Consider the following 20292-nt stretch of genomic DNA (forward strand, 5'->3'; position numbering starts at 1 on the left):
GCGGCACTACCCCCCGAAAGTGGCGGGGCACAGCAGGACGTCGAACAGGGTGTCTTCCCCACAACGGAAGGTTCGCAGCGCGGGGCGCAGGGCAGTGTCCAGCGTTTCAATCGGTGTCATCTGCAATCCAGGGCGCCCCGAGCCAATCAGCAGCGGCGCAACAAGCAAGTGCAGCCGGTCGACCACGCCTGCCTCGATAAACTGAGAGACGGTAATCCCGCCGCCCTCGACCAGGATCCGGCGCAATTGGTGCGCGTCGAGCAGTTCAATGACATCACGGGGTTCGAATTGGCCTCGGTCATTCAGCGCCAGCACGCAGCGCGTCACGTTGGCAGGCGGGGCGGGAAGCGTGGCATCCGGCCCGATTACATGCAGGGTGGGCGCCACGCGGGTCTGAAACAGTTGCCGATCCATCGACACGCGGCCACGCGGGTCGAGTACAACGCGAGTGGGGTTAACGCCGCTAACGTGGCGCACGGTCAACTGCGGATCATCCGCATCGGCGGTACCGGCACCGATAACCACGGCATCGGCAAGCCCCCTCAGTCGGTGCAGATGCATAAGGCTCGCCCGCCCGTTGATGTAGTGGGAATGACCGCTCTGGGTGGCGATGCGTCCGTCCAGGCTTTGCCCCAACTGCGCCACCACCCACGACGCCGTCGTTGCCAGGGGGGCCAGGCAGCTCGCCAGCTCGCTGGCCTCAGTGGCCATCGGGTTCCTGTCATCCGGGAGTTGGCCTGCCAGCAGGCGCTGCCAGATGGCGTCCGGGATGACGTCAGTGTCGGGGCTCAATCGATTCGTACGTTCCATGGAGTCGGGCATGACGCCTCCGTTCGGGATCAATCGTTGCATCATGCGGTGCACGGCGACCCGGCGCAAGCGCCACTCGCCCGTCACGACAGTCAGCCAGGAGGCTTCTATGTATCACATTGAACGCGCCATCTTTGATATTCGACGAGGGCTCCCCGTGGTGGTTAAGGCGGGCGATCAGCAACTGCTGGTTCAGGCCCTGGAGGGCGGCGAGTCGGTAAATGAGCTGACACGGCTCTCAGGCTCGCGGCCTTCGCTGGTTTTGACGCGCCACCGTCTGGAAGCCATGGGGGTGTCGATCACCTCCGATGCTGCCTACCTGCCCCTGGCAGCCCAGATGGACGAAGGTGCCCTGCATGCGCTGGCCGTCGCCCAGGTGGCACCAGGTGATGCGCCGACCCTGCTGAGCGGCTTGCAGCCAGCGGGTACCGCCGAGCGGGCTGCTCTGGCGCTGATGCGTCGGGCGCTGCTGATCCCTGCCGCCCTGGTTGCCGTGGTGGGTGACAAGGCAGCTGAAGGAATCGCGCAACAGTTGGCGAAGGGGGAGCTGTTGGCCGTTGATGCCAGCGACGCCGAGTCCTGCCTGAACGGGGCACCGGGCATGCTCAAGCGGGTCAGCGAAGCTCGCATTCCGTTAGAAGATGCCGCCGAGAGTCGGTTTGTGCTGTTTCGCGAGCCGGATGGCCTGCGTGAGCATGTGGCTGTGGTCATCGGTCGGCCCGAGGCGCACACTGAGGCCGTGCCGCTGCGCATGCACTCGGCGTGCCTGACCGGTGATCTGTTTGGTAGCCTGCGGTGTGACTGTGGCGAGCAATTGCGTAACGCCGTCGCCGATATTGAGGCGATGGGGGGCGGGGTACTGCTGTATCTGGCTCAGGAAGGCCGGGGAATCGGCCTGGCCAACAAGCTTCGCGCCTATACCCTGCAGGATGATGGTCTGGACACCGTCGATGCTGACCAGATGCTGGGCTTTGGCGATGATGAACGCGACTACGCCGTGGCGGTGGATATGCTGCATGCGCTGGATATTTCCCGCGTGCAGCTGCTCACCAACAACCCGTTGAAAATGCAGGCACTCAGTGAAGGCGGGATTGAGGTGGTCGCTCGTCAGGCACTGTACGGCCGCTTGACCGATCAGAACCACCGTTACCTCAATGCCAAGGCCACCCGAGCCGGGCACTTTTTGGAAGAGGTGTTAAGTAGTAAGTAGTAAGAGGTAAGCCGCTATCGCTAAGCCATTTAAAGTGGTGGCAGGTTGGCGGTTTCCGCCACGACCTTGGCGAGTAGACGGGCGTAATGATGAACCAAACGTGCGCCCAGTTCGGCCGTCGCCTGGCGAGCATCGCCCGCTACCCCCTGGTGGCTTAGATCTTCCGCCAGCCAGGCGAAGGCCGCAGCACCCTCTGGCCCAACTAGGGCATCCTCTTTAGGATCAGCCGTAGAGGGCGCTTGATAGCCCTGCAACTGCACCAGCGTAGGTGCCAAATGCAGCATCATGGCGGTTTCCAGCGCGCCACCGTGCAAGCCGTTGCGCAATTCATTGGCGTCAATGGCCCCTTCAAGGGGCGGCAGGCGGGTGTAAGTCGCCTTGACCACACGCATGCCGTGGCGGCGGCGCAGCGTCAGCGCGGCCAGATCCATCACCGCCTTGTTGCCGCCGTGGCTGTTGATCAATACCAGGCGCTGTATCCCCGTGCGGGCCAGGCTATCGCCGTAGGATTCCAGGGTGGCAATGGCTATGGGGGCGGGCAGGCTGAGCGTGCCGGGATAGCTGGCATGTTCATCGCTTGCGCCAACGCTGATCGGCGGCAGACAGATGACTTCCAGCGATGGCGATAGCTGCTCGAGCATCGCGCTTTGCAGGCCTTCGCCAATCATAATATCTGTGGCTAACGGGAGGTGGGTGCCGTGTTGTTCAACGGCGCCGAGAACCAATACGGCTACCGGGTCGCGTTGGGCAACTTCGGCTAGCTGGGGGGCGGTAAGTTGCTGCCAGTGGTGGATCATGGGGTTAAACGTGCCTATGGGGTGTTCAGGAGGTGCGGGTGGTCCGAACGGCAGGCATAAAGGTCGCCAGAGGGCAGGGCGTCTGCCCCCTCGTTCAGCCATTGGCGAATCGCCTCCGGTGTCTGCCATTCTTTCCAGCGAAAATGGCGCTGCTCGCCGACGACGACATTGTAGCGATAATCGCCCAGGTGGCTTAACCGGTCGATGCATTCATGGCTGACCTTGAGAGCGCCGGTTACAAATTCCACCGATAGCGCTGCCACGGGATAGCTTAGCCCGGCCAATACCTCGGCTTCAAAGCCTTCCACATCGATCTTGATGAAACTGGGCTCGCCGTAGTCGGCAATGAGTCGATCGAGCGTGATGACGGGAACGCTCAGGCGTTGCTCCCAGCGCACCTGGCGAAAGCCCGCATTGTGTTGGCCGATCTGCTCGCGCCATTCGCTGGCGAGGGTCGAGAGCGTGGGGTTGGCGCTGCTGATGGCAATCTCGGCAATGCCCTCGGTGGAGCCTGCCGCCACCGGCAGCAGGGTGACGGCGGGCGTTTTTACCATGCGCTTGAACCACAGCGCGAGAACAGGCTGCGGCTCCAGGGCAATCACCCTGGCGCCCAGCGCGTAAAAGGCGGCGCTTCGGTCACCCAGGTGGGCACCAATATCAAATGCGGGTTTGCCCGGCACAATGAACGGCCGGTAAAGCTGCTTAAGCCCCCGCTGGCGTCCTGGACGCCAGTAAATGAACAGCGAGCGGGCAAGTCCGCTCGCTTGACGTAGCCGTTGTCGATACCCGAACGGCATTAGTGGGGCTCCTTGAAGGTGGCTGACGAAGCGGTGAGCGTCTTTTGAACAAAGTGACTGAAGGACTGGTCAGGCATCTCTCCACAGCGCTCCGCGGGTAACGGCGCCAGCGGCAACGGCTGTTGGGAGGCCGGGTCCAGCGGATAAGGATCGCTATTGGCGACCAGGCTTTCAAAAGTATTCAGTAACGGAGGCTTGAACGTGCTGCTGGGGGTTTTGAGCAGCCCCAGTTGACTGATAAAACCGCCCCAGGTGGCGCTGCTGGAATATTTGACCAAGGGGGCAGCGCCTACCAGCCCAAGCCAGGCAGGCGTCAGCCAGCCAAATGCCGTGGGTGAAAAGGCGGCCATGATGCCTGCCCAGAGCAGCCCGCTCAGGGTCATCCAGCCGGTGTGCTGCCAGGTTTCCCGCCAACTGAGCGAGCGTTCGCCGCGAGTCTGGGTTTGCCACTCGATGGCACGGCCCAGCAGGACGCTGATAATGAACAGACTATGCCAGGCCATCATCAGTGGGGCGATCAAGGCGGCGAACAACATTTCCAGGCTGGTACTCACCAGCAAACGTAGCCGACCGCCGAAGGCATGGGGTGTTTGACCCAAGGCCAACAGGCAACCCAGCAGCTTGGGGGCCAGCAGCATGCCCAGGGTAATCGACAGCAACCCGAGCGAGAGCGGCTGGGGAAGCGTCCTGGCGGTGACATCGCCAAATACATGATAAGTCACTAATACGCTTGTGCAGATCAACAAGCCCAGCCATACCAGCGAGGATAAAAAGGCAAAGGCACCGTAGAAAAAATGCAGTCGGCTAAGCGGGTGCAGACCTGGCCCGCCGAGTAAGCGAAGGTGTTGGAGATTCCCTTGCAGCCAGCGGCGGTCGCGTTTGGCAAAGTCCAGCAAGTTACTCGGCATGGCTTCAAAGCTATTGTGGGAGGCGCTGACGTAAGGGTCGTGCCGCGAAACTGCCGTGGTTACGGTGGTGTCCAGCAACACCTGCCAGCCACCGCGTTTAAGCAGGGCAGCCTCGACAAAATCATGGCTGAGTATCTCGCCGCCCAGCGGCGGCTTGCCGGGCAGCGTGGGCAAGCCCGCATGGTTCATGAACGCTCGGGTGCGGATAATGGCGTTATGTCCCCAGTAGTTGGCCGTATCGCCCTGCCAGAAGCTCTGACCGGCCGCGAGCATGGGGCTATACAGCGCTGAGGCAAACTGGGTGAAGCGGCCGAACAGCGTCTTCTGGCCCACCGGCATTGGCACCGTCTGGATCAGGCCAATGCCGGGCTGGCGCTGCATGCGCTGAACCATGCGTAACAGCGTCGCGCCACTCATCAGGCTATCGGCATCCAGCACGACCATAAAATCATAATGCCGCCCCCAGCGGCGGCAAAATTCGGCAATGTTGCCCGCTTTGCGGCCTTGGTTGTTGAGCCGCCTCCGGTAATGGATGGCAAGCTCACCGGCAAAACGGTGCTGCAAAGCCGCGACGTGAGCCTCCTCTATCTGGGCCTGATCAGCGTCCTGGGTGTCGCTTAGAACAAAAATATCAAAATGCTCGCCGAGTGGGCGTGCCGCCTCGTTGGCGTCTTTATCGTCAAGCGTGTGCTGCATAAGCGAACGGCAGGTGGCTTCCAGGCCAGCAAAGGTAGGCACTGGCGGTTCGGCGTAAATCGGCATGACCACGGCCGTCCGGCTGACCAATAACCGTGCGTTGGGGACTTCGTGATTGAGCCTGCGCAGGCTTAGCGGGTCAAGTCTTAGTGCGCATACCACAAAGCCGCATAGGGCGTTCCAGAATGCCAGCGCGATCCAGGTGAACGTCAGTGCGAATAACACAAGCATCGATACCTGCCAGCCCAATGCAAGGCTCGATGTAACCCGGTACATGGCAACACACCCAGCGACACTCGATGCCAGTACCGCGATGGCCAACAGCACACGGCGTGTTTTCAGCCAGGGAATTGAGGGGGCCAGCGGATCTGTATCAATCATCGGGATACCACACATAGTTCCAGGTCTCGCTGACGGGCTTGCCTTCATGAGTTAGCCGTAGGCGAATATCGCTGGGTCGGTCGCTTGCGGGTAGCCGGAAGCTCGCCCGCCAGCCACCGTTGGGCAGCGCAGTGACCTGGGGCAGTGTCACTTCGCCTTGTTGAAGGCTGATATCCAGTTGGACGGGTTGGTCGGCAGCGATGTCGTCAAGCGCACCGCCCTGGAAATCGACAATGAACTGGCGTTCGCCTTCAGTGATTTCCTCGGTTTGTCCTGGCACTTCGGCGCGGCCGTGACGAGTGCGCACCACGCGCCCTAATGTGTGGTTTTCGGGCTGTGAGTTGAGCGTATAGGTCTGGTAGTGCAGGCGACGGGAATCGCCAGCTTGGAGTGGTTCCTCGGCGACCCAGTAGGCAACGATATTGTCGTGGGTTTCGTCCGGCGTGGGGATTTCCACCAGCTCAACGTGGCCCTCACCCCAGTCCTCGAGGGGGGCGACCCACTGGCTGGGGCGTCGGTGATATTGCGCTTCTGTATCCAGATAGCGGTTGAAATCACGCTCGCGCTGCATCAGTCCAAACCCTTGGGGGTTGTCATCGAAGAAGGATGAAATGCGCACGCTGTCTGGGTTGCTCAGCGGCCGCCAAATCCACTCGTCGGTGCCGGTCTGTATCAGTAGCCCATCGGAGTCGTGAACCTGTGGGCGATAGTCATCCGGGCGTTCGCGACTGGCTTCACCAAAGGTGAACATGCTGGTCAGCGGGGCAACCCCCAGCTTGGCGATGTCGTCACGCGCAAACAGTGCCGCTTCGACCTCTACTTGCGTCCTGTCACCGGGCTGGATCACAAACCGGTAGGCGCCGCTAAGCGAAGGGCTATCCATCAGGGCAAGCACCTCGACCTGGCGGGCGTCCGCGTCGGGTTTGTGTAGCCAGAACTCGCGAAACGCTGGAAACTCTTCGCCATCGCTTGACGCGGTATCAATGGCTAATCCCCGAGACGATAAGCCGTAAACCTGGTCGCGGCCGACCAGCCGGAAATAGCTGGCACCCAGAAACACGGCAAATTCATCGGCATAGTCATCGCTATTCAGGGGGTAATGCAGGCGAAACCCCGCGTGGCCGCTGCCGGTCAGGTCGTGGTCAAGTAACGCACTCGCCTCGCCGTCATAGGAAAAATCATCCGTCGAGAAGGGCAAAGGGGCAACGTTGCCGTTTTCAATGACATTGATACGAACAGGCGTCTCGAACAAAAAACCGCTGTGAAACAGTTGCACACTGAAGGGGCTTTCATCACGCCAGTAGGCGTTTGCAGGGTCAAAGCGAATTTGCCGATAGGTGTCGTAGTCGATGTTGCGTAGCGGGGCGGGGAGCTCAGCCTCTGACGGTTGGTAAGGCGCGTCGGCCAGTTCTCGTGCCTGTTCAACCACGACCTGATAGTAGTGGGGGTGATCAGCCATGGCGGGCAAGGTGGCCAGCGAGGTGATCATGACGAGCAACCTTCCTTTTTTGTAGTGCATAACGGTGATGTCCTTTCAGCGGCGTGTGCTATCTGCCCTCTACCTCGGCCTATCTTCTACCACTTCGTGCAATTTTTAAACAATAGTTATACATTTAGTCAGTAAAGTACATGTCGAGTTCGTTTACCAGCATTGTCGTGATCGTGCGACGATATGGCGCTCGACCACTTCAATGGCAACGGATGGCAAGCCTGCAATGCGGCGATTATGGATAGGAGCGGTAGCGCTCAATATAGGTTTGGTGGCCCCACTTTGGTGGCGCTATGGCGATATGTCAGGGAACCTGATCGCCTGGGAGGCTTGGCTGGTCATGCCTCTCATGCTGCTCATGCCCCGAGGAAACTTGCGCTTGGGGCTTGGCATTGCACTAGCAAGCTGGCTCATCCTGGCCACGTTGATCAACCTTGGGGATGCGGCGACTTACACCGCCTTTGGTCGACCGTTAAACCTGTATCTCGACATGCCGCTGCTGGGCTCCATTGTCGACTTGCTAGTGGGTAATGTAGGCCAAATCTGGGCAGTTTGCACAATAGTCGTGGCGGTTTCATTGCTTCTGCTATTGGCCTTTGGCGTTTTCAGGCTGCTGTTGCCGGGTGAACGTTACCCGCTAAAGGGAAGGGCGAGAGTATGGGCACTGGCAGTGCTGGCGTTCTCAAGCCTGGGGGCGGGACTAACCCTGGGTGGCATGCCCATCATTGAGCGCACCAGCCTGCCGGTGGTTAAAGCGACCCATGTTCAGTGGGGGCAACTGGTCACGACCCATCAGGCCAAACAGGCTTTTGCGCGAACGCTTGAGGCAGCGCCGATCGAGCAACGCTCGCTCAACGGTTTGGCGGGTCGCCGGGTGTTGATGACGTTTATCGAATCCTATGGTGTTACGGCGCTGGAGGACGATCGCTATCGCTCTGTCCTGGCACCTACCCTGGACGAGATCGAACGGCGGCTCGCCGAGCGGGAGATCAACGTCGTATCGGGTCTGCTCGAGTCGCCGATTCGTGGTGGTCAATCCTGGCTGGCGCACGCCACGGCGTTAAGCGGTTACACCATCGATAACCAGCTGTGGTACCAGCTATTGTTAGACAGCGATGCGACCACGCTGGTGGATGACTTTCGGGCCACAGGGCAGCGCACGCTGGTCGTGATGCCGGCGATTACTCAGCCCTGGCCGGAAGGCGCGGCCTACGGTTTTGATCAATTGGTAGTGGAGAAAGATATTGACTACCGGGGACCAGCGCTGAACTGGGTGACGATGCCGGACCAGTTTACCCTGGCCTATACCCAGCGCGAATTGCTGGATGATTCGCCTGTCTTTGCGCAGTTGGCGCTGATTTCGAGTCACGCACCATGGACGCCGATTTTGCCGGTACTGGATGACTGGTCCAGCATTGGTGATGGCAGGATTTTTGCCCCTTGGGAAGACGCAGGGGATCCACCGGAAGTCTTGTGGCAGGACATCGAACGTATTCGCGATCACTATGCCTGGTCGGTCGACTACTCGATCAAAACGGTCGGCCGCTGGGCCGAGCGCGTGGCGGACGACAATACGTTGCTGATTGTGCTGGGCGACCACCAACCGGCCCCGTTGATTACCGGCGACGACGCCAGCGGTGCCGTCCCCGTCCATATTATCAGCGGCGACCCGGACTTGCTGGTGCCGTTTCAGGCCCGGGGCTTTGTACCCGGCATGTGGCCGACGCCAGAAAGCCAGGCACCCGCGGCTGAACTACGCCAGTTGCGACGTTGGCTGCACGCTGATTTCACCTCGGACGCTACCCGCTGACACCACGAAGCGGCCGGTGTTATGGCATACGCTTGCGACGGCAGGGGAACTAGTAAATCCGGTAATCGTGGAAATTGGCCAGCTTCTGCTGTTCTTGAATGGTTTTGCGGTAGCGCTTGTATTCCCACTGATACTGGGCCGGGGCAAGGGCAATGGCGGCTTCGACGCTGGCATTGACGCCGGTGGCTGACTGCACGTCGTCTGGGTCGTAGACGCGCTCGTCGGCGTCGAGGAAGTGAATCTCAAACCCTTTCCCGGGCACGCGCAGGGCGACTCCCGTCACCACGCGGGCCTGGGTGCGTGCTACCAGTTTAGGCAGCAGTGTGGCCGTGTAGGCATCGCGGCCAAAGAACGGTGCAAAGACGCCACTGCCCCAATCAGGCTCCTGGTCGGGCAGGATGCCGATGGCTTCGCTGCGTTTGAGGGCCTTGAGCAGTGCCGCAACCCCGCGAGGGTTGGTAGGCACCAACTGCGCGCCCATGCGCTCGCGGCCCTGCCGGATAACCGGGTCAAGTGCGGCCATCTTGGGTGGCTCATACATGGCAGTGAATGGAAAATGGCTCGACAGCCAGAAATTCAGCACTTCCCAGTTGCCAAAATGCGGCGCCAGTACAATCACGCCGCGTCCTTCCGCCCTGGCGTTGTCCAGTTTGTCGCGGCCATGCACCGCTAAAATGCTGGCTTCCACTTTATGAGGTTCCGCCATCCATGCATGGCCAAGTTCCAGCATGGTGGCGGTTGAGTGACGTAAACTGTGTTGGGCAAGTGTTTTGCGTTTTAAAGCAGACAGGCGAGGATACACAACGTCCAGGTTGCGCTCCGTCACCTCGCGCTCTCGCTTGTTAAAGCGGTAAACCAGTGGACCCAGGCGAGAAGAGAGTCGCCACAGTCGCACGAGTGGCCAGCTTGATAACGTACGCCATAACCAGCTGATCGCACTGGCTTTGAAGCGCTGCACGCTGGCTTCACCCCGGTGTTGAGCCATGCTTAAAACAGCCAGGTGTCTACATTAGAAGGTGCACGTTGCTCCTGCAGCCCTTTAAAGCCTTTGACACAGCGCACAATGAGCCACACGGCCAGTGCCAGCATGAGCAGGAATCCAATGCCGATGACGGCCAGGACCAGGCACAGGAGCCCGTAAACCATACCCATCCAGAAAGTGCGAATCTGGTAGCGGTAGTGTTCGTCCAGCCACTCAGGGCCTTTGCCTTTGTAGACGTAGGCGATGACGACGCCGACAACCGACGTGAAGCCGAGGATAAAGCTGGCGAGATAGAGCGCATAGACCACCATCGCCATGGTGGTGTCGGGTTTGCGCTGGTTTTCAGCCGCGCGCTCGGGCTCTCCGTTGACAACCGTTCCTTCAGTTGGCATGTCCTGGCTGCTGTCTTGCATAACGTTTCCCTTTACGTGTTTTCGGAGTGATACTGTAACAATAAGGATTGTCTATCGTATTTCAGCGACCGCTATTATAGCGTGCCTGATCAGCCTTGGCATTAACGTGCCGCGGGGCGGCAAATCTCGAGCAGGTTGCCGTCCGGGTCGCGTAAGTAAATCGACTCGATGGGCCCGTTGGCGCCCTGACGTGCCACCGGGCCCAGTTCGATATCAATACCCAGAACGTCCAGATGCTGTTTGAACTCGTCCAGCGGCAGCTGGCAGCGCAGGCAGAGGTCCAGACTGCCAGGGGTGGGCGTTGCGGAAATGGGGGCGATATCGGTGTCGGTCTGATGCAGACGCAACGCGGTATCACCGAGCAGTAAATCCACCCGTTGAGCGTCTCGGTAGCGTACCTCCAGTCCCAGAACACGTGAGTAAAAATCCACCGCGCGACCCATGTCGGTCACAGTCACAACCAGATGGTCCAGACCTGAGAGCATGCCACTTTCCTTAATACAAAACAGTGAGCCAATGAAGACGACGACGCGGCGTTGCCCGCTATGTGATGAGGACGATGCCACCTTCTACCATCAAGATCGTCGCCGAGACTATTTCCAGTGTGCCACCTGTGCACTGGTCTTCGTGCCGCCAGAGCAGCATTTGAGCGCAGCCGCCGAAAAGGCGGAATACGACAAGCACCGGAACTCGCCGTATGATACGGGATATCGACGCTTTTTAGGGCGTTTATTTACCCCGCTGACCGCTAAACTGACCGCCCAGGCCCGTGGGCTTGATTTTGGCTCTGGCCCTGGGCCCACGCTGTCGGTAATGTTCGCAGAGCAGGGCTACCCCATGTCAATTTATGATCCCTTTTATGCGCCAGAACAGCGGGTGCTTACTCATGAGTACGATTTTATCACCGCGACAGAAGTGGTCGAGCACCTGGCGAAGCCCGGCCCGGTGCTGGCTCAGCTGGCTGGAATGCTCACGCCCGGTGGCTACCTTGGGTTGATGACCAAGCGGGTCACTTCCCCGGAAGCGTTTGCCCGCTGGCACTATATTAGCGACCCTACGCATATCAGCTTTTTTAGTGAGAAGACCTTTCGCTGGTGGGCGCAAAAGAATAATTTAGTAGTGGAATTTCCTGGGCCAGACGTGGTTCTTCTATACAAACCGCTAACGTGAATAATTGTAACGTTAGAAAAGCATTGACTTTGCTCCCTTGAGGGTAATAATTGCGCGCCGCTATCCCGGCCTGACTCGATGCGCCAGGTGAGATAACGGTTTCTGTGAACCCATTTATTTGCGTTTTCACGCCTGTTTTTCACCCCTTTAGGCAAGACGAGGTTTTCATGTCGCGGCAATTGCTGGCCATGGCGCTGGCCCCCCTGTTAGGGCTGTTCATTCTCGGGATCGGTAACGGTTTTCTCGCTACCTTGATCACCATCCGCCTGGATGCAGCGGGTGAGTCGGCCACGTTAATCGGTATTGTCTCGTCTGCCTACTTTATTGGCCTGGCACTGGGTGCCATGGTGAATGATCGCCTGTTGCTGCGTATCGGTCATATCCGTGCCTACGGTAGCTTTGCCTCGCTGGTGGCCGTGACGGTACTCCTACAGGGGCTATTCTTTGATCCCTGGGCCTGGTTCGTGCTGCGCTTGATCGGCGGCTGGGCCACGGTGGGCGTGTATCTGGTCATTGAAAGCTGGCTGTTGACCTCTGGCGACCAGAAGGTACGCGGTCGTCTGCTCGCGCTGTATATGATCTCGCTGTATGCCGCTGGCGTGTTGGGCCAATTGCTGCTGGGCGTGACCGATGCCATGGGCATGACGGCACCGTTCATGGTGATCGGGCTTCTAGCGTCACTCTCGGTACTGCCGATGGCCATGATTCCCCGCGTATCACCGCTTATCGAGCATGCCGAACCACTGCCTCCTCTGCGTTTGATTACCATGACGCCTACCGGTGTCATGGGCAGTCTGGGGTCGGGCATGGTGGTCGCGGCGGCGTATACGCTGCTGCCGCTCTATTTACAGCGAATTGGCATGACGGTCAGCCAGGTCGGCCAGATGATGGCCGTGGTGATTATGGGCGCCATGCTGCTGCAGTATCCCATTGGTCGCTGGTCGGACCGCCACGACCGCCAGATGGTGTTGATCGCGATCAGCGCTTTCTGCGTGCTGATCTCGGCGGCCATGCTGTGGCTGCCGCTCTCCACGCCAATGCTGGCGGTGCTGCTCTTCCTGCTGGGTGGCGGGGTATTTGCGCTTTATCCGGTAGCAGTCAGCCATGCGGCTGACCGTGCCCCGGCCGGTGCCCTGGTGCGCATGAGTCAGGGACTGCTGTTGATCAACTCCATCGGTGCGACGATCAGCCCCTTGATGATCTCCCCGGTGATGACCGCCCTGGGCGATGCCGGGCTGTTCTGGGCTTTCGGGGCGCTGAGCCTGTTTTTTGTGGTGTTCTTCAGCTGGCGTCGACGTGTCCGCCCCGCGCCTGTCCCGGTGGCACCGTTTACTGCCACGACGCCGATGAGTTCTGCGGGTGCCGAGCTGGTGGTCACCGAAGAGTTGATGCAGGGAGCGCTGGAGCACGAGCATCTGGAGGATCTATCCGACCTGGTGCCCGATGTGGACGTGGCAGCACCTATTGTCGGGCCACCGCCTGAAGATGAAAGCCACATCGTGTATTACGATGATATCGAGCAGGCTGGCGAGCGGCATTGAAGGGCCTCCATTGCCTGGATGACGCCTTGTTGAGACCTTGGGCTAATGGTGTGTAGTGGCGAGGATTACTAGTATCCACTGTAGACTTTCAAACAATTGTTTAAAATCTTAGCCCGAGGTCTCGTTATGAACTATTATGCCGCGCCGGTACGCGATTTGCGCTTTGTGCTTGAAGAACTGCTAGCGCATCGTTCGCTGAACCTGCCGGGCTTTGAAGAAGCCACCCCTGAACTTGTCGAGGCCGTGCTTGAAGAAGCCGCCAAGCTGGCCGGTGATGTCTGGGGGCCGCTGAACGATGTTGGCGATAAGCAGGGGGCGATGCGCCAAGCGGATGGCAGTGTAACGACGCCGGATGGCTTCGCGGCGGCTTACCAGGCGTATGTGGAAGGTGGCTGGAACGGCATTGGCGTCTCTGAATCCCTGGGCGGACAAAATCTGCCGGAAGTGGTGGCCAGCGCCGTTCAGGAAATGCTCCACGGCGCCAATATGGCGCTGGGCCTGTGCCCCATGCTGACGGCCGGTGCCATCGAGGCCTTGGCCCACCATGGTAACGACGACCAGAAAGCGGTCTATCTCCCCAAGCTGGTAGAAGGTACCTGGACCGGCACCATGAACCTGACCGAGCCCCAGGCTGGCTCGGATCTTTCGAAAGTCCGTACCAAAGCCATTCCCGAAGGCAGTCATTACCGCATCAGCGGCCAGAAAATCTACATTACCTGGGGCGAGCACGACGCCGCCGAGAACATTATCCACCTGGTACTGGCCCGCAAACCCGACGCCCCGGAGGGCAACAAAGGCATTTCGCTGTTTCTGGTGCCCAAATTTCTGGTCAACGACGACGGTTCCCTGGGTGAGCGCAACGACGTCACCTGCGCCTCCATTGAGCACAAGCTGGGTATTCATGGTTCGCCCACCTGCACCCTGAGCTTTGGCGAAAACGGCGGTGCAGTTGGTTATCTGGTCGGCGAGGAGGGGCGTGGCCTCAACCATATGTTCACCATGATGAACGAGGCGCGCCACAAGGTTGGCATTCAGGGCATTGGCGTGGCCGAGCGCGCCTGCCAGCACGCCTTTGCCTACGCCCTGGAGCGCACCCAGGGGCGTTCCCCTAAAGCCCGGGGCGGTAAGGACTGCACCATCAGCGACCACCTTGATGTGCGCCGTATGCTGCTCTCCATGCGTTCACGTACCGATGCGCTGCGCGCCCTGGCGCTGTACTGCGCCGCCGAACTGGACACCGCTCGCCATGGGGAAAACAGCGATGCCCGCCAAACCGCACAGGCCCGCGCCGATATTTTGATTCCCGTCATCAAGAGCTTCTCCACGGATCAGGCCGTGGATATTGCCTCCATGGGCATTCAGGTACACGGCGGCATGGGCTATGTGGAAGAGACTGGCGCCGCCCAGCTGCTGCGCGATGCCCGGATTGCGCCGATTTACGAAGGCACCAACGGTATCCAGGCGCTCGATCTGGCGGGGCGGAAGCTCCAGCGTGACAACGGCGAAGCGCTCACCGCGCTCTTGAAAGAGGTAGCCGCGACGGTGGAGCAGCTCAACGCCGACCCCGCCTTGGCAGCATTGGGCCGCGGCTTGGCCGCCGGGCTTGACGATTTAAAGGCCGCCCAGGCCATGGTGCTGGCAGAAGGTAAAGACCCCGATAGCGGTGCAGACGCCGTTCAGGCTTACGCGACTCCTTTCCTGAATCTGGCGGGGCATGTGCTGTGCGCGTGGCAGATGGGCCAGTCGGCGTTGAGTGCCAAAGCCGCCATTGATAATGGCAGTAATGATCCCTTCTATACTGCCAAGATGCGCAGCGCTGAATTTGCCATCACCCAGTGGCTGCCGGTAGGCAGGGCCCAGCGGGCGGTGATCGAGGCAGGCGTTCAGTGTTTAAGCGACTTTGAGGTTCATTAACGCGAACCTTTTCAGTCAGCACCGCCGCCCTTTGAGGCGGCGGTGCTGTTTCTAAGCGATCAAAACAACTATTTAAAACGGACGCTTTTAGTAATACCGACTTCAACAACACGCTTAATAATAAGCCCAGGAGCCGACCATGACCGCTATCTTTGAAAAAGGCTTGCCCAAGACCGTTGCCAACCACGTGCCGCTTTCACCGCTGACCTTTATCGAGCGCTCCGCGTCGATCTACCCTGACTATACGGCGGTGGTGCACGGAAGCACGCGGCGCAATTGGGGCGAGACCTGGTCGCGCTGCCGCCAGCTTGCCTCTGCCCTTCAGCAACGGGGCATTCAGCCGGGCCAAACCGTGGCGGCGATGCTGCCCAATGTGCCCGCGATGTTTGAAGCACACTTTGGCGTGCCGCTGGCGGGGTGTGTCTTGAACACGCTCAACATTCGCCTGGATGCCGAAGCGATCCGCTATATGCTGGAACACGGCGAGGCCAAAGCCATTCTGGTCGACCCCGAGTTTGCCGACGTCATCCAGCAAGCGGTAGCCAAGCTTGAGCATAAACCGCTGATCATCGATGTCGCTGACGTTGAGTTTCTCGGCGACACCCAGGGCATTGGCGAGGTCGAGTACGAAGCGCTGCTTCAAGAAGGCGACGCGGATTTCGCCTATCAGCTGCCCGCGGATGAGTGGGACGCGATCTCGCTGAACTACACCTCCGGCACCACCGGCAAGCCCAAGGGGGTGGTTTATCACCACCGCGGCGCTTACCTTAACGCGGTGAGCAATATCATGGAGTGGGCGATGCCCCACCACCCGATCTACCTGTGGACACTGCCCATGTTCCACTGCAACGGCTGGTGTTTCCCCTGGACGATTGCCGCCAACGCCGGGGTCAATATTTGCCTGCGTAAAGTCGACCCTCAAAAGGTCATGCAGCTCATTACCGCCGAGAAGGTCACGCACTTCAGCGGAGCGCCGATTATTCTCAATGGCCTGGTGAACCTGCCGGCTGAAGACAAATGCGAGTTTGACCACCCGGTAAAAGTCACCACCGCCGGTGCAGCGCCGCCGGCCTCGGTGATTGCCGGGGTAGAGAAGCTGGGCATTGAAGTCACCCATGTCTATGGCCTGACGGAAGTGTATGGGCCGGTGACCGTGTGCGCCTGGCGCGAGGCCTGGGATGAGTTACCGCTGGAAGCGCGGGCCAAGATCAAAGCCCGTCAGGGGGTGCGCTACCACATGCTCGAAGCATTGTGCGTTGCCGACCCCATCAGCCTTGAGCCGGTACCCAAGGATGGCCAGACCATCGGCGAGATTCTGATGCGCGGCAACAATGTCATGAAGGGGTATTTAAAGAACGCCGAAGCCACCGAGCAGGCGCTGGAAGGCGGCTGGTACCATACCGGCGACCTGGCCGTGTGGCACCCGGACGGCTATATCGAGATCAAGGATCGCTCCAAGGACATTATTATTTCCGGCGGTGAGAATATCTCCACCATTGAAGTGGAAGACGCTATTTACGGCCATCCAGCTGTGGAAGAGGCCGCGGTGGTGGCCAAACCCGACGAGAAGTGGGGCGAAACCCCCTGTGCCTTTGTGAAGCTCAAAGTCGGCTATGGCGAAGTCACCGAGGCCGATATTATCGCCCATTGCCGTGAACACCTGGCGGGCTACAAAGTCCCTAAAACCGTTATTTTCAGCGAGCTGCCGAAAACCTCGACGGGCAAGATTCAGAAATTTGTACTGCGGGAAGAAGCCAAACAGCATTAATAATCGTCAACAGCATTAGTCATCGACAGGGGAGAGAGTGCATGAGTAATCAGAATATCGGTGTCGTCGGCGCAGGCACGATGGGGCAGGGGATCGCCCAAGTGGCGGTTGCCAGTGGCTTCAATGTGCACCTTTACGATGTGGCCGAGGAGCCGCTTGGCCGTGCCAAGGCGAATATCGATAAAGGTTTGACCAAGCTGGTCACGAAAGAAAAAATCAGCGAGGCGGATAAAGACGCCGCGCTGGCGCGCCTTTCTACCACGACTACACTGGACGCGCTAAGCAACTGCGCGGTGATTATCGAAGCCGCTCCTGAACAGCCTGAACTGAAAGAGTCGCTGTTCCGCGACCTGAGCCAGCTGAGCAGCACCGCGATACTGGCCTCCAACACCTCGTCGTTATCGCTCACCCGTCTGGCAGCGGTGTGCGAACGGCCCGAGCGCGTGGTAGGCATGCACTTCTTCAACCCGGTGCCGGTACTCAAACTGGTGGAAGTGATTCGCGCCGAGCAGACCGCCGATGCCACCGTGGCCGAGATTGAAAAACTCGCCAAGGCCCTTGGCAAAACCGCCGTGCCGGTAGGTGACGCGCCTGGCTTTGCGGTCAACCGCTTACTCGTACCGATGATCAACGAAGCGGCATTTATCGTCCAGGAAGGCACTGCAACGCCTGAAGCCGTGGACGACGCCATGAAGCTAGGCGCGGCTCATCCCATGGGGCCGCTAGCGCTGGCGGACCTGATTGGCCTGGATGTCTGTCTGGCGATTATGGATGTGCTCCAGGAGGGCTTTGGCGACCCCAAATACCGTCCCTGTCCGCTGCTCAAGCGCATGGTCGCGGCGGGCTATCTAGGTCGTAAGAGCGGCCGCGGTTTTTATCATTACGATTAGCTTGCACTGACCTGAAGAGCGCGGCATAAATAAGTGATTGCCACTCAACCAAGCGTTCGCTAGGGTTGATGGGTATTCATTTTAAAATTCCATAACAAATCAAATAAGGAGCCCATCATGAGCGAAGCAGTGATCGAAAAGGTTGATAACGATGGGATGGTGCGCCTCACCATCAATCGTCCCAAAGCACTGAATGCGTTGAATAGCGATGTACTACTAGCGCTGGAAACACACCTGGTGGAGCTTGAAGCCCACCCGAATTTACGCGGCGTACTGCTTACCGGTGCCGGGGAGAAAGCCTTCGTGGCCGGTGCCGATATCACCGAAATGCGTGATAAAACACCTGAGGAAGCGCGGGACTTTGCCAGTCAAGCGCTGCGTACCATTAAACGCCTGGAAACGTTACCCGTGCCGGTGGTCGCGCTGGTGAACGGGTTTTGCCTTGGCGGCGGCTGCGAACTGGCACTGGCCTGCGACTGGGCGGTAGCCAGCGACAACGCCGTGTTCGGTCAACCTGAAGTGCTGCTCGGGGTCATCCCGGGCTTTGGCGGTACCCAGCGACTGCCGCGCCGCGTTGGCCCCGCCATGGCGATTGATCTGGTCACCACCGGACGCAAGATCGACGCCCAAGAGGCGCTGCGTATCGGCCTGGTGAACCGGTTAATGCCGCAAGCCGAGCTCGAGAGCTACGTTGAAGAGCTCACCAAACAGCTTAAAGGTAATGGCGCACAGGCGGTGCGCGGTGCCAAGCAGGCGGTTCACGACGGCTTGGATCAGGATCTGGACAGTGCTCTGGCGCTGGAAACCAGCCTTTTCGCCTTCTGCTTTGCCGGTGGTGAGCAGAAAGAGGGTATGTCCGCCTTTGTCGAGAAGCGCAAACCGAACTTTTAAGCGTTTGCTCATTCAATATTTGCTGATTTAGGGGGTGGCGCTTGCGCCACCCCCGTTTTATGCTCGAAGCAACATGGTGAAGCATTTCGTTCGATTAACGTCTCTGTTATCAACAAGGAGCGCTGCATGTTTGAGTTGTATATTGCCAACAAGAATTACTCTTCCTGGTCGCTGCGTCCTTGGGTGCTGATGAAAGCGCTGGAAATTCCGTTTAACGAACATCTCATGCCGTTCGAGGGTGGCTTTGGTGCCAGTCATGAGGCGTTTAGGCGTTTTTCCCCTTCGGGGTTGGTTCCTTGCTTGGTGGATGGCGAGCTGGCCGTGTGGGATTCTCTGGCAATCGTCGAGTACCTGGCCGAGCAACACACCAACGTATGGCCTGCAGATAAGGCAGCCCGTGCCTGGGCACGCTCAGCCACTGCCGAAATGCACAGTGGCTTTGGCGCTTTACGCGACGAGTGCTCAATGAACTGCGGCCTGCGGGTTGAGTTAAACGGCTTGTCGGATAAGTTGAAGGCTGATGTGTACCGCCTGGATGCCCTATGGCAGCAGGGACTTGAGCGCTTCGGCGGGCCCTTCCTGGCAGGCAAGTACTTCAGCGCTGTCGATGCGTTTTATGCGCCCGTGGCGTTCCGTGCGCAGACGTTCAACCTACCGCTCAGTGCACCCTCTCAGGCTTATGTGGAGCGCCTGCTGGCGCTGCCTGCCATGCAGGCCTGGTATCAAGCCGCCCTCGAAGAGCCGTGGCGCGAGCCGATGCACGAGGCCGAAACGCTAAAGAACGGCACCCTTAAAGCGGATCTCCGCCTGTCATGACCTGTCTATACCCTGTATCAGGTACACTGGCGTAAATTTTCGTTTGGAAACTGCAATGGCCCTTAGTGCAACGCCCTACAAAGTGGATATCAATCTGACCGATCTGGATCGCGGGGTGTATGAGACGCTGCGTTTTACCGTGGCACGTCATCCGTCAGAGACCGAAGAGCGCATGACCGCGCGCTTGCTTGCCTATGTGCTTTGGTATGACGAAGCCCTTGCCTTCGGGCGTGGCCTTTCCGACGTCGATGAGCCCGCTTTGTGGGAAAAGAGCCTGGATGGCCGTGTGCTGCACTGGATTGAAGTCGGCCTGCCGGATGCTGAGCGCCTTACCTGGTGTTCCAGGCGGGCTGAGCGCGTATCGCTGCTTGCCTACGGTCGCGTCGATATGTGGGAGAGCAAGGTACTGCCTAATGTGGCATCGTTGAAAAATGTGCATGTGGCGGGGCTGCCACAGGAAGCACTCGCGACCATTGCCAAGGATTTGCCAAGGGCGATTAACTGGGCCGTGATGATCAGCGAAGGATCGATGTTCATTACCGATGAAAACGGCCAACATGAAATCACGCCGTACTGGCTGCTAAGGGGTGGTTAGCCCTGCGCAAGAGTCGCTGGAGCACGGTGAATCGGAGACGCATCGGAGTGCCCTTGAGATCATCTTTTTTGATGCGCGCCAGGCTTGGCGCGCAGCGCCTTGACTGGCGCTGTTCCTGAGTTGGTACCTGAGGGTGACTTTGGGGTTAAAGTCCCCTGCACGCCCGGTAAGGGTGTCCCTCGCGAAGGGAAATCTGAAGAAAGCTCGAGGCAAAACGCTGGCCTGACGAACATGAAACGGATTGAGGCGTCATAGCGGCGTGAGGTGGCCCCATCATCAAAGCCTAGGGAGACTCTGAATAAGTCTCCGAAATCAGCGATAATACGGCCATCGTCAACTGCCTAGGATTCATTACCGCATGGATCAGATCACTTTCTCCGAAGCCGAGTACCAGAACAAGAAGCGAAAGACCCG

At 59.2% G+C, this 20292-nt stretch carries 18 protein-coding genes; 10 read left to right on the forward strand and 8 right to left on the reverse strand.

Translation table 11 applies throughout. The features are described from left to right. Positions 1–6 precede the first annotated feature (6 nt). Positions 7–855, reverse strand: coding sequence for a RibD family protein (locus NH395_RS05615; RefSeq protein ID WP_366065263.1), 849 nt, complete (start codon positions 853–855; stop codon positions 7–9). A 64-nt stretch (positions 856–919) separates the two neighbouring features. On the opposite strand from NH395_RS05615, the gene ribA reads away from it, so the two are divergent. Next, positions 920–2020 carry a GTP cyclohydrolase II RibA gene (ribA, locus tag NH395_RS05620; protein WP_253023040.1) on the forward strand — a complete coding sequence of 367 codons (1101 nt, stop codon included), beginning with the start codon at positions 920–922 and terminating at the stop codon, positions 2018–2020. 29 nt (positions 2021–2049) lie between these two features. Here the strand turns inward: ribA and NH395_RS05625 are convergent, their stop codons facing one another. Genes NH395_RS05625 through NH395_RS05640 form a run of 4 tightly spaced genes read right to left on the reverse strand, consistent with a single transcriptional unit; the run spans position 2050 to position 7088 of the window. Next, positions 2050–2817 carry a creatininase family protein gene (locus NH395_RS05625; protein ID WP_253023042.1) on the reverse strand — a complete coding sequence of 256 codons (768 nt, stop codon included), beginning with the start codon at positions 2815–2817 and terminating at the stop codon, positions 2050–2052. Positions 2818–2831: 14 nt separating this feature from the next. Continuing rightward, a complete protein-coding gene (locus tag NH395_RS05630; protein ID WP_253023044.1) occupies positions 2832–3614 on the reverse strand; it encodes an FkbM family methyltransferase in 783 nt (260 codons plus the stop codon). Beyond that, a complete protein-coding gene (gene mdoH, locus NH395_RS05635; RefSeq protein WP_253023046.1) occupies positions 3614–5599 on the reverse strand; it encodes a glucans biosynthesis glucosyltransferase MdoH in 1986 nt (661 codons plus the stop codon). Before mdoH ends, NH395_RS05630 begins: the two co-directional genes overlap by 1 nt. Further along, positions 5592–7088: a glucan biosynthesis protein G gene (locus tag NH395_RS05640; RefSeq protein WP_253023086.1), complete on the reverse strand. Its 1497-nt coding sequence runs from the start codon at positions 7086–7088 to the stop codon at positions 5592–5594. Before NH395_RS05640 ends, mdoH begins: the two co-directional genes overlap by 8 nt. Positions 7089–7389: 301 nt before the next feature. On the opposite strand from NH395_RS05640, the gene NH395_RS05645 reads away from it, so the two are divergent. Continuing rightward, positions 7390–8898 carry an alkaline phosphatase gene (locus tag NH395_RS05645; protein WP_332612018.1) on the forward strand — a complete coding sequence of 503 codons (1509 nt, stop codon included), beginning with the start codon at positions 7390–7392 and terminating at the stop codon, positions 8896–8898. Positions 8899–8947: 49 nt separating this feature from the next. On the opposite strand, the gene NH395_RS05650 is transcribed toward NH395_RS05645, so the two are convergent. From NH395_RS05650 to NH395_RS05660, 3 genes are all read right to left on the reverse strand, one after another. Continuing rightward, positions 8948–9883, reverse strand: coding sequence for a lysophospholipid acyltransferase family protein (locus NH395_RS05650; protein WP_066318755.1), 936 nt, complete (start codon positions 9881–9883; stop codon positions 8948–8950). A gap of 2 nt (positions 9884–9885) precedes the next feature. Further along, the gene (locus NH395_RS05655) at positions 9886–10293 is read right to left on the reverse strand and encodes a DUF4870 domain-containing protein (protein WP_066318753.1); all 408 of its coding nucleotides are present in this window, start codon (positions 10291–10293) and stop codon (positions 9886–9888) included. 101 nt (positions 10294–10394) lie between these two features. Next, positions 10395–10778: a glyoxalase/bleomycin resistance/extradiol dioxygenase family protein gene (locus NH395_RS05660; RefSeq protein ID WP_066318751.1), complete on the reverse strand. Its 384-nt coding sequence runs from the start codon at positions 10776–10778 to the stop codon at positions 10395–10397. A 31-nt stretch (positions 10779–10809) separates the two neighbouring features. Here NH395_RS05660 and NH395_RS05665 point away from each other — a divergent pair, with 31 nt between their 5' ends. From NH395_RS05665 to NH395_RS05700, 8 genes are all read left to right on the forward strand, one after another. Beyond that, positions 10810–11463 carry a class I SAM-dependent methyltransferase gene (locus tag NH395_RS05665; protein WP_253023049.1) on the forward strand — a complete coding sequence of 218 codons (654 nt, stop codon included), beginning with the start codon at positions 10810–10812 and terminating at the stop codon, positions 11461–11463. Positions 11464–11630: 167 nt separating this feature from the next. Next, on the forward strand, positions 11631–13004 hold the full coding sequence (locus NH395_RS05670; RefSeq protein WP_253023051.1) for an MFS transporter: 1374 nt from the start codon (positions 11631–11633) through the stop codon (positions 13002–13004). Positions 13005–13130: 126 nt separating this feature from the next. After that, on the forward strand, positions 13131–14918 hold the full coding sequence (locus NH395_RS05675) for an acyl-CoA dehydrogenase (RefSeq protein WP_253023053.1): 1788 nt from the start codon (positions 13131–13133) through the stop codon (positions 14916–14918). Between the two features lie 139 nt (positions 14919–15057). Continuing rightward, a complete protein-coding gene (locus NH395_RS05680) occupies positions 15058–16686 on the forward strand; it encodes an acyl-CoA synthetase (RefSeq protein WP_253023055.1) in 1629 nt (542 codons plus the stop codon). A 41-nt stretch (positions 16687–16727) separates the two neighbouring features. Next, complete coding sequence (locus NH395_RS05685) at positions 16728–17576, forward strand: 3-hydroxybutyryl-CoA dehydrogenase (RefSeq protein WP_253023057.1); 849 nt, start codon at positions 16728–16730, stop codon at positions 17574–17576. 117 nt (positions 17577–17693) lie between these two features. Next, positions 17694–18467 carry an enoyl-CoA hydratase-related protein gene (locus NH395_RS05690; RefSeq protein WP_199283722.1) on the forward strand — a complete coding sequence of 258 codons (774 nt, stop codon included), beginning with the start codon at positions 17694–17696 and terminating at the stop codon, positions 18465–18467. A gap of 126 nt (positions 18468–18593) precedes the next feature. Further along, positions 18594–19283, forward strand: coding sequence for a glutathione S-transferase family protein (locus NH395_RS05695; RefSeq protein WP_199283721.1), 690 nt, complete (start codon positions 18594–18596; stop codon positions 19281–19283). A 55-nt stretch (positions 19284–19338) separates the two neighbouring features. Beyond that, positions 19339–19878: a YaeQ family protein gene (locus NH395_RS05700; RefSeq protein ID WP_199283720.1), complete on the forward strand. Its 540-nt coding sequence runs from the start codon at positions 19339–19341 to the stop codon at positions 19876–19878. Positions 19879–20292: the final 414 nt, after the last annotated feature.

Origin of the sequence: Halomonas sp. Mc5H-6, assembly GCF_024124705.1 — a bacterium.
In the GTDB taxonomy this organism is placed as follows: Bacteria; Pseudomonadota; Gammaproteobacteria; order Pseudomonadales; family Halomonadaceae; genus Vreelandella; species Vreelandella subterranea.